Raw genomic sequence first — 18,301 nt, 5'->3', positions numbered from 1 at the left:
GTTTGGATGCTGCATAACACATATGCCCTATGATATTGGAATATTCCTGACTGATCTTTATGGATGTTTTATGTGACAGCAACATTTCCATTCTCCTTCTGATTGATAGTTTTTATTATGTTTATATCATAGCACAAAATGCTCTTGCTTTTCAACGCATATCTGACCTACTTTCTTTTGAAAACAAATACAAGAATCAGGAGATATAAGAAATCAATTTTTTGTTGTTATATTTTTTGTGCGGATACGCACAATCCTGCGCTTTCATCTCGGTAATTGAATTGCCGAGGATTCCCGCTTATTATCCTAAAAGAGCTGTTGAACCTCCAGCAGAAAGGAGGTGCGTTTCGTGGAAGAAATACTCGTCACATTTCTTGTCTCCGTGATAGCAAACGTAGTTAGCTACTACATATGCAAATGGCTGAGCGGCAGACGATAAACAGCAGCAGCCTAAATGAAACAGCTCACCATAACGAGCAAGAAAGCCCCCAGAGCTGCAACTCTGAGGGCTTTTGTTTTGCTTCATGGAATCTCGTCACATTCCTTAGCTGTTATTAGCATATGCTATTATCACAAAAAAGTCAACTCTAAATTTTCTATCAGATTCCAAGTTTTTCTTTCATGTAATCTACCGGAGTATCTTTTCCAGTGTAAAGTTTGATAGCGATCAGTGCCTGGAACAGCATCATGCTCATACCATTGTAAACTTTTTCACAGCCGGCTTCTTTTGCCTGTTTCATCATAACAGTTTCGCGTGGTGCATAAACAGTATCTGTTACGATCAGGTCTTTCTTGAAGTAGGATGGATCCGGAATGTTGGAAAGGTCTTCCAGCGGATGCATTCCCACACCTGTTGCATCACAAAAAATATCTGCTGCATGCATTTTTTCTTTGAGAAGTTCAAGATCTCCCAGATCATTCATGGTAGCCTTGCAGTTTGTATTTTTGTTGATCAGATCTACGATCTCTTCTCCACGGCTGTAGAATTTATCTTTAATGTTGAAAATTTCCATCTCGGCAATTCCATCAAGAGCTCCACGTACAGCGATTGCAGTTGCAGCTCCGCCGGTTCCGATCAGAACCATTTTCATTCCTTTAAAATCAATACCTTCTTCTGTAAGACCCTGCCAGTATCCCATACCGTCAGTATTGTAACCTTTGAGCTTACCGGTAACCTGTCCGTTTTCGTCACGCATATTTACAACTGTGTTGATAGCACCGCATAATTTGGCAGCTTCATCAACTTCGTCCAGATATTTGTGAACAACTGTTTTGTTCGGCATGGAGATGTTGGATCCAAGCATTTTGAGAGCACGAATACTCTGAACAGCATCTTTAAGAGAATCGTTATCTACTTCGAATGCAAGCTGGATAACATCGTCACCGTTTTTATCGTATGCAAGGTTATGAGTTGTCGGTGACTGTGTATGACGGATCGGGTAAGCCATTAATCCTACTAATTCTGTATGTCCTGTAATGTTCGGCATGATTTTTCCTCTTTTCTTAAATGAATTCTATTTACTTTGTCAGTTATTCAAGTGGTTCCAGGTGCAGAAAGCCCTGAGATTCCAGTACGTTCAGCACAGCACGGCCTTCCATGGTACCTTCCATGATACGGCGGGCACGCACAGAATCACCGATGGTGTATACATAAGTATCTGTATCCTTGAATGCCTCTTCGATCTGCGGAAGTACCGGGTTGTTGGAGCGCATTCCAAGACAGTTGAATCCGAAGTCGAATTCCAGATCCTTGATCTGTCCATCCGGAAGTTTTACTGTGAATGCGTTTTCCTTAACTTCCTGAAGTGCTGTATTCACATACTCTCTGACACCATATTTGTCGTGTGTCTCGCGCATGGAACATTTGGTGATCGGATCCGCAAGCATACCAATCTGCGGCAGCATATCTACGATCGTACACTCTGCTCCACGAGGTGCAAAATATTCGATCACGTCAAGTCCTACGGAGCCTCCGCCGACTACAACGACCTTCTTGCCCTGACAGGCTTCATCCGGATATTTTCCGGCATTCAGGTTATTGATCATATCAAAAATGGTAGCTACATTTCCGGCCTCAATATTTTCTTTAAGACCCTTGATCGGTGGAACAAGCGGCACAGAACCAGTTGCATTTACAACGATATCCGGTTTGAACTGCCTGATCTTTTCAACAGTTGCATCTGTGTTCAGGAAGATATAAAGATTCTTCAGTCTTGCAGCACGGGCTTCCAGATATTTCGGGAAGTCTTTCATTCTGGTCTTGCTCGGAAGATCTGAAATAAAGGTAGAAAGACCTCCAAGATGATCCTTTTTCTCCAGAACAAAAACATTACAGCCCACTTCTGCTGCTGTACATGCAGCTTCCATTCCTGCTGTACCACCACCAACAACGACAACATTACAGTTCTTGTTGACTTTGAGTGCTTTATAAATATCACCTTCCGGTACTGCCGGGTTTACAGTACAACGGATCGGACGGTTGACACCGATACGGTTTCCGGCACATCCGACGTTGCAGGAGATACATTTACGAAGGAAATCTTCCTCTCCGTTCTCAACCTTCTTAACCCAGTTCGGCTCTGCAATAAGGCCACGTCCCATTCCGACGATATCTACGTCACCACTCTCAAGTACTTTCTCTACTACCTTCGGGTCACGGTAGTTACCTGCATTAATAACCGGTTTTCCAAACTTGTCTTTCACAGCTCTTGACATATAGGATCTCCATCCATCCGGAAGGAAATTGGAGTCGATCTGATACTGAAGAGATGGGTTCAGTCCACAGGAAACATCATACATATCTACAAATTCATCGAGATATTCCAGATATTCCAGTGTGTCCTCCAGAGTGTTTCCACCTGGTACTCTCTCTTCTGCTGAGATACGAACGATAATCGGGAACCACGGTCCTACGTTCTTACGAACTTCTTCGAGTACCATACGTGGGAAACGAAGACGGTTTTCTACAGATCCTCCGAACTCGTCTGTTCTCTTATTATAGTAAGGGGAGATAAACTGACTCATCAGATAAGAATGTCCGCAGTGGATCTCGATCGCATCGAAACCAATCGCCTGGACACGCTTTGCAGCCTCTCCGTATTTCTTAACAGTTGTAAGGATTTCTTCCTTTGTCATCGGACGCGGAACTTCTCCGCCGACCTTTGTCGGAATGTTGGAAGAAGAAACAGTTTCCATTCCGGTTCTTGCAGAAGAAGCAGAAGCTCCGGCATGGTTGATCTGAATTGCTACAGTAGCGCCATTCTTATGAAGGTTCTCTACCAGCTGATAATAACGCGGCATAAAGCTGTCGTGATCGATGCGGATCTGGCTTGTACCGTTGGAACCTGCCGGATATTCAATGTTGGCATTCTCCAGAATGATAAGGCCTGTACCTCCCTTTGCACGAAGAGAGTAATAATTCATATGACGGTTACTCATCTCGCCGCTTGTCTCACCGTAGTTGGTTCCCATAGGAGTCATAGCAATACGGTTTTTGATTGTTGTTCTTTTAATTGTTATGGGTTCAAAAATCTTTGGGTATTCACTCTTCATGAAATAATCTCCTTATTCATTAACATCATATTCATAACACGAGTGGCCATCCTTTGTTTGTGACACCTTTATCATAACTCTTTGTATTAAAAATTAACAATATCTTTCAAATAAATTTTTGATACGTTTTCGGTATCATTTGCATTCTCTGCCTGCTGTTCTTTCATATATGTGATAAATCGTTCCACTGCCGGAAGACGGTATCGATCCTTCATCCAGAACATAAATACCTGACGGTAAATATCAAGTCCTGTTATCCTGTGTATCTTGATCCCCTCTGCACTCATAAGGATATCTGTCTGCGGCATCAGTGCGATACCGAAGTTTTCCCTTACCAGAGATACAATTGAATATTCATCCGGACATTCCACGATCGTATTTGGATTTACCTGATATTTCCTGTACAGATATTTCACATAGGTTCCCATCCAGGATGCCTGTTCATAACCGATCACAGGATAATGTCCCAGTTCTGCAAGCGGGATATCCTCCCTTCCGGAGATCGGATGTTCCTTTGGTGTTATGATTACCAGTTCCTGCGCACTGAGCGGAAAAAACTCCATGTCTTCCATCCTGAGATAGCCGCCGAAACCAACGTCCAGTTCACCTGTTCTGACCTTCTCTGCAATGGCCGGCGTGTGATTCTGCCAGAAATTAAAGACAACATTTTTGTTCTCTTTTTTATTCAGAAATTTACGGACGTTATGAGGAATATAATGCCCCGCAAGTGGAAAAATATAACCAATATCTATCTTGCCGCCATCAGAAGAAATTTCCTGCATCTTACCAACTGCCACATCGCAGTCCCCCGCGATCCGGTCTGCATGTTCCAGAAAAAGCTTGCCTGCCTTTGTAAGCGTTACTCCTCTGCCTTTTTTTTCAAACAGGGCAACCCCCAGTTCGCTTTCAAGAGACGCCATGGAGCGGCTCAGGGACGGCTGTGAAATATACAGTTCTTCCGCTGCCTGATGATAATTTTCCAGCCGTGCAACCTTCCTGAAATACAGAATCTGATTTAATGTCATGATTTCCTTCCTCTCTGCCAGATAGTTTTCTGCATCTTTATTATAAAGAAACATACTATTCCGGCTAACTTCACTTACATTATCTATGCGTTCATTAAATGTCCATAGTATACCACATTAATGCATTCAATGCATTGGTTTTTCGCTTTAAAAGCATTAGACTGTACGGATTGTACCTGTTAAAATACAGATAAATGTTATTTTTTTAACAGGCTTTTGATAAAAACCTGGCTTCAAAAAAGGCATTCATTGTTTGTGACAAAACAAAAAACAAAACACAAATATTTACAGGAAAAGGAGAGAACCATGAACAAAAAGTATCTGCCAAGTGCATTGATTCTGTACTTGAACTATTTTATCCACGGTGTTGGATGTTCTATCTTAGGACAGGCGGTTATTAAGGAAGCTCTGGCAACCGCATGGGGTGTGGAAGCCATGGCAATCACCGCAATCTCAGCAGCATTAGGTCTTGGACGACTGATCGCCCTTCCTTTTGCAGGACCTCTTTCAGACAAATTAGGACGCCGTATTTCCACAGCGATCGGAAGTGCTTCCTATGCAATCTATCTGATTGGTCTTGCCCTCGCATTTAACGCTGGAACAAACGGCGGCTACACCATTGCATATGTATGTGCTGTCATCGGCGGTATCGCAAACTCATTCCTCGACACTGGTATTTATCCGGCTGTTTCCGAGATCATCTACAAAGCTCCTGGCGTTGCCACAATGGGAATTAAATTCTTCATCGCAATCGCACAGATGCTTCTTCCATTTGTACTCGGTGCTTCTGTAGCTACAACTGCTGCCGGACTTACCTCCTACAACCGTTTATTCTACGGCTGCGGAATCATCTACCTTGTACTTTTTGTACTGGTATTCCTGTTCCCGCTTCCGGATGCTGACCAGAAAGCAGCCGGCAAGAAAGAAGGACTGATCGACAGTCTGAAACATACTCATTTCTCTTTTGAATCCGTCGCTATGATCCTGATCGGATTCACCTGCACAGGTACCTTCCAGTTATGGCTGAACTGTGCACAGAACTTTGCAAAAGAAAATGTAGGCTGGGCTGACCCGTCTATCATGCAGACCTACTACTCAGCAGGAACCCTGATTGCACTCGTTGTGACAGCACTGCTTACAAGAAAAATTAAAGATGTACGTTTCATCGTAGCTTATCCGGTTATCTGTCTTGCAACTCTGATCGTTGTACTTATGGGACAGAATCAGACCCTTATGATCGCAGGTGCCTTCATCATCGGATGGGCAGGTGCAGGTGGACTTCTGCAGATTGCTACCTCCGTATGCAATATGCTCTTCCCTAAGATCAAAGGAACTGTAACCGCACTCGTTATGATCGCATCTTCCCTTTGCAACTATACCATCCTGACAGCCGCATCCAAAATGCAGCCGGCTCAGGTTATGACTATGAACATCGTTCTTACAGCAATCGGCGTTGCACTCGGACTCTTTGTAAACATCCGTTACAAAAAAATGGTTGAACTTGCTGAAGCTGAGAATTAAAATGAGAACCAAAGGCGAAAAGTCCAAACATAAAACAGAAAGGATACCATCATGAATACAGTTAAAATCCGTGATATCGAAATCGGTGCAGGTTCACCGAAGATCATCGTTCCCATCGTTGGTGTTACAAAAACAGACATTATCGAAGAAGCCAAAACCTTTGATTCTATTCCTGTTGATGTTGTTGAATGGCGTGTAGACTGGTTTGAAGGTGTTTTTGATTTTGCACAGGTAGAAGATACTCTCAAAGATCTTCGTGCTGCTCTTGGCAATACTCCGATCCTTATGACATTCCGTACTTCCAAAGAAGGCGGTGAAAAAGCAATCGAGCCTGAAGCATACGCCGAACTTAACATCAAAGCAGCCCAGACCGGATATGTGGATATGATCGATGTAGAAATCTTCACAGGCGATGAGATTGTTAAGAAAATCATCGACGGTGCCCATGCCGCAGGAGTTAAGGTTGTTGCCTCCAACCATGACTTCTTCAAAACCCCTGCCAAAGCAGACATCATCTATCGTCTCCGCAAGATGCAGGATATGAATGCCGACATTCCAAAGATCGCAGTTATGCCTCAGAATAAGAAAGATGTCCTGACTCTTCTGGCCGCAACAGAAGAAATGACCACCAATTACGCTGACAGACCGATCATCACCATGTCCATGGCAGGCACTGGCGTTATCAGCCGTCTTTGCGGTGAAGTATTTGGCTCCTCCATGACTTTTGGTGCTGCAAAAAAAGCATCCGCACCGGGACAGATGGGAGTAAATGATCTGAATACAGTCCTCGGACTTCTTCACAACGCTATGTAATGACACCGCGGATTTATCCGCAGGTATCTTACTATCATACCTATATTTGCTTCTTGAACCCATCGGTATTTTTATTTAAAATAGAAATGCCGATGTTTTCATTTTACAGCAAATATCCATCAAATTTTTACTTAAGGGAGGTCATCCATGAGAAAAACACTTCACTGGCTGGACGAGAACCTCGAAGAATTTATCCTGGTCATCTTTCTGATCGCCATGACTCTGATCATGGGGATTCAGGTATTATGCAGATATGTTCTTGGAATGTCTCTGTCCTGGTCCGAGGAACTTACCAGATATCTGTTTATCTGGTGCGGCTTTTTGAGCGTCAGCTACTGCAGCAAGAAATGTCTTTCCATCAAAATCGAGCAGTTTGTTGCAATTTTTCCCCGCAGAGGTAAAGCACTCTTCAAGGTTGTAAACCACACCTTTGAGCTTATCTTCTTTATTTATATGATCCCGTTTGCCTGGTCCTATATGATGTCTTCTGTACACAGCGGACAGCTTTCTCCGGCATGCGGCATCCCTATGTACTACATCCAGGCAGCTCCATTTGTTTCTTTTATCCTGGTTGCTTTCCGCGTCCTGCAGCGCTGGACCATTGAATTCCGCGTGGCAAAAGGTGAAAATGTGTACGATCCGGCTCATCCGGAGCGGAATACACCGGAATCCTTTATCCAGGCAAATGCAGAAACTTCTGAGGGGCATGCTGTTGAAGCAGGTATTGACAACCGCATCAATACCATCAAACATTCAAATGAGGAGGAGCACTAATGCCAGTCGTTGTTTTATTTATCATCTTTATTCTGCTGCTGGTCATCGCTGTTCCGGTATCGATCACTCTCGGAATAACATCTGTTCTTCCATCTGTGTGTGATCCTTCCTTCACAGTAGGTGCCAAATATCTGATCCGTGCCATGTTCGGCGGTCTGGATTCCTTCCCGCTGCTCGCCGTTCCAATGTTCGTATTGTCCGGCATCATCATGGCAAAAGGTGGAATCTCCAAGAAATTATTCGATGTCTTCGCTTATTTTCTCGGTAAATTCACCGCTGGAATGCCATGCGCTGTTATCGTGACCTGCCTGTTCTACGGTGCGATCTCCGGATCTGCTCCTGCGACTGTTGCAGCCGTAGGAAGTATGACCATTCCGATCCTTAGTAATCTGGGATATGACCTGACGTTTTCCACTGCGATCGTAGCTGTTGCCGGAGGACTTGGCGTTATCATCCCTCCAAGTATTCCGTTCATCATGTACGGCATGGCGTCCGGAGCATCTGTCAGTGATCTGTTTCTGGCTGGGATCATTCCAGGACTTATGATCGGTATACTGCTTATGATCTACGCCATCTATCACTGCCGACGCTACGGTGAGGACAAGGCCAAGATCCACGCGGAGGTTCAGGAGCTTCACAATAAAGGACTTCTCAAAGTCCTCAGAGAAAGCTTTTTTGCTATTTTAAGTCCTGTCATCATCCTGGGCTGTATCTACAGTGGTGTTGCCTCTCCGACAGAGGCCGCTGTTATTTCTGTATTTTATGCGCTGATCATCAGCCTTTTTGTTTACAGGAGCATCCACATCCGTGATATCTGGGGGATTCTGGTGGAAGCCATCCGCACTTTCACACCAATCCTGTTCATTCTGGCTGCCTCCACTGCTTTTTCCAGAGTCCTGACTCTGATGCAGGTTCCACAGACAGTCAGTGAATTTATCCTGAACAACTTCCACAGTCCGGTTGCGATCCTGCTGATCATCAATCTGTTCCTTCTGATCGTCGGAATGGTTATGGACACCACCCCGGCAATCCTGATTCTGACACCGATCCTGCTTCCAATCGTTCAGGCAATCGGAATGGATCCAATCCAGTTCGGTGTGATCATGGTTGTAAACCTTGCTATTGGATTTGTTACTCCTCCTATCGGAGTCAATCTCTTTGTTGCAAGTTCACTGACCGATGTTCCAGTCATGGCTATCGCCAAAAAAGCCATGCCAATGATCATCTTTTTCCTGGCCGCACTTCTTCTGATCACCTTTATTCCGGCAATCTCTATTGGAATCTTATAGGAGGAAAGACATGAAAAATTTTACTACTTACCATACAAACAGAAAAAACCGTCGTATCCTCCGCATGATTCCCATGCTGGCTGCAGCCGGTCTTTTAAGTACCGCACTTACCGGCTGCGATTCTTCCAATGAGGAAGTCCAGCGTTACTCCTGGCCATTGGCAACCGCAAGCCCGGAAGATACCGTGACTCAGATATTTGCTGAGAAATTTGCAGAAGAGGTTTCCGACCTGAGCAATGGCAAAATGAAGATACAGGTTTATGCAAACTCTACCCTCGGCGGTGACCGCGATTTACTTGAAACCTGTGCTGACGGAGACATTCCTTTTGTTGTACAGAACACAGCTCCTCAGGTTTCCTTCATGAGCGACCTTGCTGTATTTGACCTTCCATGCGTATTTGATTCTCTCGATGACTGCCGCAAAAAAATCGATGATCCACAATTTAACAGCCTGATCAGTGACGTCTATACGGAAGGCGGTTATCATCTGCTCGGCATGGCTGACCAGGGCTTCCGTGTGATGAGTACAAACAAACCGGTCAACAGCCTTGCAGACTTTAAAGGCCAGAAGATCCGTACCATGGAAAACAGCTACCACCTTGCTTTCTGGAAAGCGCTTGGCGCAAACCCAACCCCGATGAGTTTCAGCGAAGTGTACATCGGCCTGCAGCAGCACACCATCGATGCACAGGAAAACCCATACGAGGTCATCGTTTCCAACAATCTCTATGAACAGCAGGATTATGTTGTAGAAACCAACCATCTTCCGCATCTGATCTCCCTGATCGTCAATGACGATTTCTTCAAGGATCTTCCGGAGGATGAACAGGAGATCATGACAGAGGCTGCCCAGCTTGCCACAGAATACGCAAGAGAACAGTCCGATGAACGAATTGCAGACAAAGTCGCCGTGATCGAGGACAGCGGAACACAGATCATCAAACTTTCTGATGAGACACGCAAAGAGATCCGCGAGGCTTCTCAGGGCGTTTACGATTCCATCAGGGAAAAGATCAATCCCGATATCTATAATTCCTATATGGAAGGGATCGAGCAGTAACTTTCTGCCGGTCATCTAAATCAAAGCATTCAAAAAGGAACCCCGCACAGCCTGTTCCAAAGCGCTGTACGAGGTTCCTTTTCTTATTACATCTCTTTTATTCTTTTACATTCAGATATACATCTTCTTTTGAATGGAATCCTCCATCCACGATGACTTCGTCCATGTTTTCTGCAGTCACTGCGATCGGTGTGATCTTGTAATATGGGATCTCGCCGGAACCGTCATCTGTGGTCTCTGTGGCCGGGATCTCACAGTCTTTTGAGGTAATGTCTGTACCGTTTCCGAGTGCCACTGCGAGGATCGCCGCTGTGCTTGCCTCCTGCTCGATCGGTTTGTAGACTGTCATGGTCTGTGTTCCCTCTACAATCCGCTGGCAGGCTGCCAGGTCTGCATCCTGCGCAACCAGTGCCACCTGTCCTGCGAGACGGTTTTCTGCCAGGACTTTGACTGCCTGGCTTGCCAGATCATCATTGCCGCACATCACGCCCACAATATCGTCTGTCACCTCAAGGCCTTTGTTTACATGCGTTGCTGCCATCTCAGCGAGCCAGTTATCACAGTATCCTGTATAGACGATCTTGAGTTTGCTTCCTTTCAGAGCCTTACGGAAACCAAGTTCTACCTCCTCTACATTTTTGTCCGTAGGAGAACCGTTGATCGCGAAGATATTTCCACCGTCCGGGCATGCCTCGACCAAAGCCTCTCCCATCAGGGTTCCTACCATCTCATTGTCGATCGTGATATAGAGGTCTGCATCCACATTTGCGATCATCCGGTCATAGCAGACTACTTTGATCCCCTTGTCCTTCGCTTCTTTTACCACATCATACAGAGCATCTCCGTCGATCGGGATGATCACGATCACGTCCATTTCCTTCTGGATAAAGTATTCGATCTGTGAGATCTGTTCATCCACATCACCGCCTGCCACCTGGACATTTACTTCTGCCCCAAGCCCCTGTGCCGTAGATACGAACATATCCCGGTCGCGAAGCCATCTCTCGATCACAAAGGAATCAAAACTGAGTCCGATCTGGAGTTTCTTTTCTTCTGTTGTTTCTTTTTGTGTTGTCTCAATTTTCTGTGTTCCGCATCCTGTCACGCAAAGAACAAACATCAGGGCAGTTATAAAAAGAACTATCCCTCTTTTCTTTTTCATTTTCCGTACCTCGTCTTGAATTCACTTGGAGTCATGTCTGTCTGCTTCTTAAAGATCCTGCTGAAATAGTTCGGGTCTGTATAGCCGCTCTTTACGCCGGCTTCTTTGACGCTGACTTCCGGCTGTTTCAGGAATTCTTTCGCTTTTTCTATTCGGATCCTGGTGAGATATTCAATGAAGTTCTCGCCCGTTTCCTCCTTGAAGATCTTGCTGAAATAATAAGGGCTGATATTTACCTGACCGGAAACTTCATCCAGTGAAATGTCCTTGCTGAAATTTTCCTGGATGTAGAGCATTGCCTTTTTGACAGCGGAATTCGACTGTTCCTCTTTCTGATCACGGATGGAACGACAGATGTTGACCATCTTATCCAGAAACCAGCTTCTGAGTTCTTCGTAACCGCTGCATGCCATCGCTACATCCAGATAATCCCGCCTGTAGCTGAATCCATAGTTGACAGCACCTGCCTCAAAAGCGATCTTTTCGCCCCAGATAATGTATTCCAGAACCTTCAGACGGATGTTGTTCATATCCTCCGCATAATGTTCCAGCATCCAGTCAAAGAACGTATTCAGCTCCTGTACACATTTCTTTTCGTCCCCATCACCAAGATAACGGAAGATCCGTTTCTCCATATCGACAGGAAACTCCTCATCATAAACACCGTTCTGCGAAAGGTCCTCGATATGGATCACTCTGCTCTTGCTTCCGTTCAGCGCGCGGAGTGCTTCACGGTAAGAGCGCTCCAATTCCCGCATAGGCCTGATCCTGCCAAGCCCGATACGAAATCTGGCATCGATCCTGTTTTCCAGCCTTGACACAAGATTTCTCGCCTGTTCCACGAGGTCGATCCTTTCTTCATATGGATTCTCAGGCAGGCTGCACGGCACAATCACCGGAATACGGTTTGACATCACCGATCCCACTGCACAGGAAAAAGAGGATTTCACCACATCCCTCAGCTCATCATAAAAACTCTGTGCTTTCACATTCATTCCAACAGGGCTTATCAGCCTACCATTTTCATACGACTGGCCAAACTGGATGACCATGACATAGCCCTGTTTTTCCTCGATATCCAGAAGCTGCCGGTAGTAGTCTGCTGTCTGTTCCTCCTGCTGGAACAAAAGGCTTCCTACAAAGCTGTTTTCCACAACAGGGATGACCGTTTCCAGTTTTTCCTGGATCTTCAACAGGTTGCTTCTCTGATTTCTCTTCTTATCCACCTTCTCGATGGCTTCTTCCACCGCGGAGATGATCTTTGCCTTGGAGATCGGCTTTGTCAGATAACGCTCCACGCCAAGATCGATCGCCTCTTTTGCATAATCAAACTTGTCATAAGCAGATACTACATAAAAAAGTGCTGTCGTATTGAATTTTCGTATTTCCCGCATTGCCTGGATCCCGTTGATTCCCGGCATATGAATGTCCATAAAGACAATGTCCGGATGAAAAGTTTCTGCTTTTTCTGTCACTGCTCTTCCTGTCTTGGCAGTTTCTGTGATACAGCTGTCCCCAAATGTACTGGATATCACACTTTTGAAAGCTTCCAGCATAATTCCCTCGTCATCTGCTACCAATATACGATACATTGTTTTGTTTCCCCTCCACTTTCTTATGCTACTCCAGTTCCTCTTTTTCCATCGGAATGACAATATGAACTTTCGTTCCGGTTCCAGGTCCATCACTCTCGATCGTCATAAGTCCTTCCTGTTTGTAATACAGCTTCAGTCTTTCTATGACATTATGTACCGCGATTCCTGTAGAACAGCGGTTTTCTTCATCCTGCACTGCTCTTCCTTCCATAACCTTCGCGATCATTTCTTCCGTCATTCCCGCACCATTGTCGCTGACCGTGATATCGATCATATCCTGGTTTCTGTGGATAGACATCACAATGCGTCCTGTCTCCATGCGGTCATGGATTCCATGCTGGACGGCATTTTCTACCAGCGGCTGAAGGATCATGCTTGGAATGCGGATGTTTTCGATGTCTTCATCTATTTCCCGGATATATACAATATCTCCGGCAAAGCGCACATTCAGGATGTAGATATAATTATCTACCGCCTCGATCTCCTCCCAGAGCATCGCATCTTCTTCCATCTTGCGCACATTATACCGGAAAAAATCCGCCATTTTTTCCAGAAATATACCTGTCTTGTCCGCATCTCCCATCATCGCAAGCTGTGCACCTGCATTCAGGGAATTGAACAGAAAATGCGGATTGATCTGCGCCTGAAGGAACTTCAGCTGTGCTTCCTTAAGGTGTGCCTCCATCATAAGCTCTCGTTCCTTCATCTGCGCCTGCCGCTCCATGCTTTCCTTGAGCTGGTCGATGTTCTCGCGGATGCTCTCCAGCATCTGGTTAAAACTTCTCGTCACGACTCCAACTTCATCATCCATAACAATAGGAAGCTGCGGAACATCGAGATTTCCTTTTGCAACCTCATGTGCCGTATTGGAAAGAGCGGTCAGCGGGCGAATCATATTCCGCACCAGAAGGACCGTCACTGCAAGCCCAACCACATAGACGACGATCAGTACGATCAGGCAGAGTCTGTACAGCACATTCATCGATGACAGTAATAACTGATAATTTGCTGAGTTTGTCTTAAAGCGCAAATTATTTAATTTGTATATGTAAGTGTTGATATATTCATAGAGCTGATTTTCTGTTTCGTAGGAAGTCTTGTATTTCTCTACATTTCTTCCTCGCTTCGCCTGAACTGTCTCATTTGTCTGATCCAGATAACTCTCGGACATCCTGCGGATGTTTTTTTCGAGCATCTTTACTTCGCTGTCCATGTTTTTGTCGTTGAGATCTTCGATCAGATTTTTGTAATTCTGGTCATAACGGTAATAGTTTTCCAGTGTCTCGGTACTTTTTGTATTCAGGTATTCATAGACTGTGTTCTCAACAAGTTCCAGTGCTTCCGAAAGCTCATTCACATCGACATTGCTGGAAAAGACCGCATCGATCCTGGTAACGGCATTCTGGATCTGACTGAAAATAAAGAAATTGATCCCGAGTGCAAAGACAAGCACCATGAGCATGACTCCGCTCAGTCTGGTCTGTATGGAATTATTTACGGAAGGGGTGTCCTTTTTTTCTGTCATTTTTCGCCCTCCGTTCTGTACTCATCGGTGTTATCCTTTGTGATCACATGCTGATTTACACTGTAATATCCGTTGCTGTGCCCAAGAGATAAATACTCTTCCAGTGCGTTGACACTGTATTTTCCTACTTCATCCATATCCATCGCGATCGTGGAGGACAGGATCCCCTTGTCGATCGCATTCAGAATCACATCGGAATAATAGTAACCGATCACCTTGACATTTCCAACCTGGTTATAATCGACCAGGGCCTGATATACGCATTCCGTCACGACTTCATCCATGCATACCAGGACATCCGGCAGACTTTCCTCATTTACAAACATATCCCGGACAAATTCTTCCGTGTCAAAATCTGCACTGCTATCCACACAGTACTCTGACAGATTGACAGACTGGTCTGTTTTTTTCCTGGATTCCAGTTCTTTTTTTACCTGGTAGTAAACGAGATTGGTCTCCTGTGTCTTGGAACTGGAAGTCGAAAGAAACAGGATCTGTGTAGTCCCTTTTTCATTCAGCATTCCTGCTATCTGGTCAGTATAAGCACTTCCCATCTCATAACTGTTCAGACCGACAAAGCTGATCCTGCGGCATGCAGAATCGTCTGTAAGGATCGTGACAACCGGGATTCCCTCGCGGGCAGCCTCTTCGATCAGTTTCTGCTCGGCCTTGCTTCCGTCTGCTTCAAGAATGATCCCGTCAACGTGAGATGCGATCCCGATCCGCAGACAGTCTTCCTGTGTGTAATTCTTCATCTGTTCCGGTGAAAGAAGTTCGACGTAGGCATCGGCTTCTTTGGCAGTTTCGCTGGCGCTTTGGTAGATGGACTGCCACATCAGGGTATCTTTGTCATTGGAGATCATCAGATAGTGCTTCTGATAACTCGCTGCATATTCTCCTTCGCCCAGATCCACCTTATCCATGGATTTCTGAAAGTAGACCCAGATCCCTGACAGAAAAAAGATGCATCCTGCCAGTATGCAAAAAACTGTCAGTGTAAATTTTTTCATAATTCATCATAATTCCTTTGTATTTTTTCATATTGTAACACAATTATGACAGCATTGCAAAAGGAGCCATTGCTTTTGCACAATGACTCCTCTTGTTAATCTGATCAGATCGATCAGCCGTTCTTTCTGTTGGATAATACATCAAATACAACTGCGATAAGAAGTACGGCACCTTTTACTACGTACTGCCAGGAATCACCGATACCCATGATGGACATACCCATGTTGATGACACCGAGGAGAAGAGCACCGATCACTACACCGCCTACAGTACCGCTGCCGCCGTATGCGGAAGCACCACCGATGAAACAGGAACCGATCGCATCCATCTCGAAGGATGTACCTGTACTACCGTTTACAGAACCTACACGTGCTGCACAAAGAAGACCTGCAAGACCTGCAAGAAGTCCCATGTTTGCATATGCGATGAAGTAAACTTTGTTTGTATCAATACCGGAAAGCTGTGTAGCTTTCTCGTTACCGCCGATTGCGTAGAAGTAACGTCCAAATGCTGTTCTGGATGTGATGAAGTTGTAGATCAGGCAGATTGCAACAACCCATACGAACATGATGGAGATACCTTTGTACTGGAACAGTTTGTAGCAGTACCAGAGGATAACTGCTGCGATGATGACTGCTTTGCTGTAATCAGAAAATGCTGTGTTCTGGCGATATCCTCTTTTTGCTTTGTTTGCTCTGGAACGAACTACGTTGAAGATCACATAAACTGCAACTACGATACCAACGATCAGTGCAGAATAGTTTGCTGTGTCGTCAAGTCCAGGAATATTGATGTAGGATGTAAATACATTCAGGAAACCTTTGTCCTGGATAGAAACAGTCTTGTTGTCCAGGATCAGACGTCCAAATCCACGGAAGATGAACATACCTGCAAGTGTTGTGATAAATGGAGGGATACGTTTGTAACCGATCCAGTAACCCTGCCATACACCTACCAGAAGACCTACAACGAGGCAGATGATAATGGTAAGATATGGGTTCATTCCTTTGTTACCGATCATGACGGCTGCAAGACCGCCGACCATACAGATAACAGCACCTACAGAAAGGTCGATGTTACCACCTGTCAGGATACATAACAACATACCACATGCAAGAACCAGAACGTAACCATTCTGAAGCATCAGGTTTGACATATTCTGTGCATACAGAAGTCTTCCATCTGTCAGGCCACAGAACAGGATAAATACAACTACCAGTGCAATGACCATTGTATATTTTCTTAAGAAATCTTTTACATTAAACTTCATTTTTTTACCCCTTTCCCGGTAGAATCGAATTCACGTTTCGACCTTATTTCTTATTCTGCTCCTGCATGATCGAAGCCATAATACGTTCCTGTGTTGCCTCTTCGGCACTGAGTTCGCCTGCCAGACGGCCCTCACTCATAACGTAGATACGGTCACACATACCAAGAAGCTCCGGCATTTCGGATGAGATCATGATAACTGATTTTCCATCTTCTACCATTTTGTTGATCAGGCAATAGATATCGTATTTTGCACCTACATCGATGCCTCGTGTCGGCTCATCCAGAATCAGGATATCCGGTTCTGTAAACATCCATTTGCCGAGAAGTGCTTTCTGCTGGTTACCACCGGAAAGGTTGCCGATCTTCTGCTCATTGGAAGGAGTCTTGGTTCCCATTTCCTTTGTCATCTCATCAGCCAGGTGCACTTCCAGATCTGTGTTGATCACGCCCTTTTCACAGACTTTGGAAAGTCGTGCAAGCGTTGTATTAAATCGAATAGATTCTCCGAGGATCACACCGTTTGTCTTACGGTCTTCTGTTACATAGGCAAGACCATGACGGATCGCATCACGCGGATTCTTGAGGTTTACTTTTTCTCCCTTGATATAGAGTTCACCACTGATGTTGCTTCCGTAGCTCTTTCCGAATACGGACATTGCAAACTCAGTACGTCCTGCACCCTGCAGTCCGGAGAAACCAATAACCTCGCCTTTATGTACTTTACAGGAAATATTGTCATCTACGACTTTTTCCGGATAAAGCGGATGATGTACGGTCCAGTTCTTTACTTCCAGCATGACATCTTTGCTGATGTTATGCTTTCTGGCCGGATAACGGTCATCCATGGAACGGCCAACCATACCTTTGATGATACGGTCTTCGCTTAAGTCATCTACGCCTTTTGTCAGTGTTTCGATCGTTGTACCATCTCGGATGATCGTACAGCGGTCTGCACAATAGATGATCTCATTCAGTTTATGTGTGATGATGATAGAGGTAAGACCGTTTTTCTTGAATTCCATCAGAAGATCCAGAAGCATCTTGGCATCTTCATCATTCAGAGAAGAGGTAGGCTCATCCAGGATCAGAAGTTTAACCTTCTTGGAAAATGCCTTGGCGATCTCTACCAGCTGCTGTTTACCTGTTCCGATATCTTTGATCAGTGTCTGTGCAGATTCATGGAGCCCAACCTGAGCCATGTGTTTTTCTGCTTCACTGTATGTTTTGTCCCAGTCAATGCTACCTCTTTTATTCTTAATCTCGTTTCCGAGAAACATATTCTCTCCGATAGAAAGCAACGGAATCAGTGCAAGTTCCTGATGAATAATGACGATACCTTTCGCTTCACTGTCGTTCAGGTTTTTAAACTTACATTCCTCGCCTTCATAGGTAACGGTACCTGTATAACTTCCATATGGATACTGACCACTTAATACGTTCATCAGTGTGGATTTTCCCGCACCGTTTTCACCGATCAGCGCGTGAATCTCTCCTCGCTGGACCTCAAGATTTACATTGTCCAGAGCTTTGACACCGGGGAACTCCTTCGTAATGTGATCCATTACTAAAATATTGTCTGCCAAAATGGCGCCCCCTTTCCAAAAAGCAGGCGGGGCATTCACCCCGCCCATTTAATTCAAGTTTATATATTTACTGGTTGCTCACTGCCTAAGCAGAACACCATTCGCAAAACCGCTGTTTC

Annotated in this window: 14 protein-coding genes; 5 read left to right on the top strand and 9 right to left on the bottom strand. The window is 44.9% G+C overall.

Annotation, left to right across the window (positions count from 1 at the left end):
* Positions 1-599 precede the first annotated feature (599 nt).
* The 3 genes from LIR34_RS10590 to LIR34_RS10580 all read right to left on the bottom strand — a co-directional run bounded on the left by LIR34_RS10590 (position 600) and on the right by LIR34_RS10580 (position 4,577).
* Positions 600-1,490, bottom strand: coding sequence for a quinate/shikimate dehydrogenase (locus LIR34_RS10590; protein ID WP_334297012.1), 891 nt, complete (start codon positions 1,488-1,490; stop codon positions 600-602).
* 40 nt (positions 1,491-1,530) lie between these two features.
* A complete protein-coding gene (locus tag LIR34_RS10585) occupies positions 1,531-3,552 on the bottom strand; it encodes an oxidoreductase (protein ID WP_173902733.1) in 2,022 nt (673 codons plus the stop codon).
* Positions 3,553-3,638: 86 nt separating this feature from the next.
* The gene (locus tag LIR34_RS10580) at positions 3,639-4,577 is read right to left on the bottom strand and encodes a LysR family transcriptional regulator (protein ID WP_161284920.1); all 939 of its coding nucleotides are present in this window, start codon (positions 4,575-4,577) and stop codon (positions 3,639-3,641) included.
* Between the two features lie 306 nt (positions 4,578-4,883).
* On the opposite strand from LIR34_RS10580, the gene LIR34_RS10575 reads away from it, so the two are divergent.
* From LIR34_RS10575 to LIR34_RS10555, 5 genes are all read left to right on the top strand, one after another.
* Positions 4,884-6,098 (top strand): MFS transporter, encoded by a 1,215-nt coding sequence (locus tag LIR34_RS10575; RefSeq protein WP_161284912.1) that lies wholly within the window; start codon positions 4,884-4,886, stop codon positions 6,096-6,098.
* A 51-nt stretch (positions 6,099-6,149) separates the two neighbouring features.
* Positions 6,150-6,911 carry a type I 3-dehydroquinate dehydratase gene (gene aroD / locus LIR34_RS10570; RefSeq protein ID WP_161284911.1) on the top strand — a complete coding sequence of 254 codons (762 nt, stop codon included), beginning with the start codon at positions 6,150-6,152 and terminating at the stop codon, positions 6,909-6,911.
* Between the two features lie 147 nt (positions 6,912-7,058).
* Complete coding sequence (locus LIR34_RS10565; protein WP_161284910.1) at positions 7,059-7,685, top strand: TRAP transporter small permease; 627 nt, start codon at positions 7,059-7,061, stop codon at positions 7,683-7,685.
* Positions 7,685-8,974 carry a TRAP transporter large permease gene (locus LIR34_RS10560; protein WP_173902732.1) on the top strand — a complete coding sequence of 430 codons (1,290 nt, stop codon included), beginning with the start codon at positions 7,685-7,687 and terminating at the stop codon, positions 8,972-8,974. Before LIR34_RS10565 ends, LIR34_RS10560 begins: the two co-directional genes overlap by 1 nt.
* Before the next feature lie 10 nt (positions 8,975-8,984).
* Positions 8,985-10,034 carry a TRAP transporter substrate-binding protein gene (locus LIR34_RS10555; protein ID WP_161284908.1) on the top strand — a complete coding sequence of 350 codons (1,050 nt, stop codon included), beginning with the start codon at positions 8,985-8,987 and terminating at the stop codon, positions 10,032-10,034.
* Between the two features lie 97 nt (positions 10,035-10,131).
* On the opposite strand, the gene LIR34_RS10550 is transcribed toward LIR34_RS10555, so the two are convergent.
* From LIR34_RS10550 to LIR34_RS10525, 6 genes are all read right to left on the bottom strand, one after another.
* A complete protein-coding gene (locus LIR34_RS10550) occupies positions 10,132-11,196 on the bottom strand; it encodes a substrate-binding domain-containing protein (RefSeq protein ID WP_173902731.1) in 1,065 nt (354 codons plus the stop codon).
* A complete protein-coding gene (locus LIR34_RS10545) occupies positions 11,193-12,788 on the bottom strand; it encodes a response regulator (protein ID WP_022215386.1) in 1,596 nt (531 codons plus the stop codon). Before LIR34_RS10545 ends, LIR34_RS10550 begins: the two co-directional genes overlap by 4 nt.
* 28 nt (positions 12,789-12,816) lie before the next feature.
* Positions 12,817-14,316, bottom strand: a complete 1,500-nt coding sequence (locus LIR34_RS10540) for a sensor histidine kinase (protein WP_173902730.1) — start codon at positions 14,314-14,316, stop codon at positions 12,817-12,819.
* On the bottom strand, positions 14,313-15,326 hold the full coding sequence (locus LIR34_RS10535; protein WP_161284906.1) for a substrate-binding domain-containing protein: 1,014 nt from the start codon (positions 15,324-15,326) through the stop codon (positions 14,313-14,315). The genes LIR34_RS10540 and LIR34_RS10535 overlap by 4 nt, the downstream gene beginning before the upstream one ends.
* A gap of 113 nt (positions 15,327-15,439) precedes the next feature.
* Positions 15,440-16,597, bottom strand: coding sequence for an ABC transporter permease subunit (locus tag LIR34_RS10530; protein ID WP_022215389.1), 1,158 nt, complete (start codon positions 16,595-16,597; stop codon positions 15,440-15,442).
* A gap of 43 nt (positions 16,598-16,640) precedes the next feature.
* Positions 16,641-18,182 (bottom strand): sugar ABC transporter ATP-binding protein, encoded by a 1,542-nt coding sequence (locus tag LIR34_RS10525; RefSeq protein WP_161284905.1) that lies wholly within the window; start codon positions 18,180-18,182, stop codon positions 16,641-16,643.
* Between the last annotated feature and the right edge of the window lie 119 nt (positions 18,183-18,301).

It is taken from the genome of Blautia sp. MSK17_66 (assembly GCF_020538025.1).
Lineage (GTDB): Bacteria > Bacillota > Clostridia > Lachnospirales > Lachnospiraceae > Blautia_A.
Note: the sequence above shows the minus strand (reverse complement) of the source record. Positions and strands in the feature narration are given on the sequence as shown.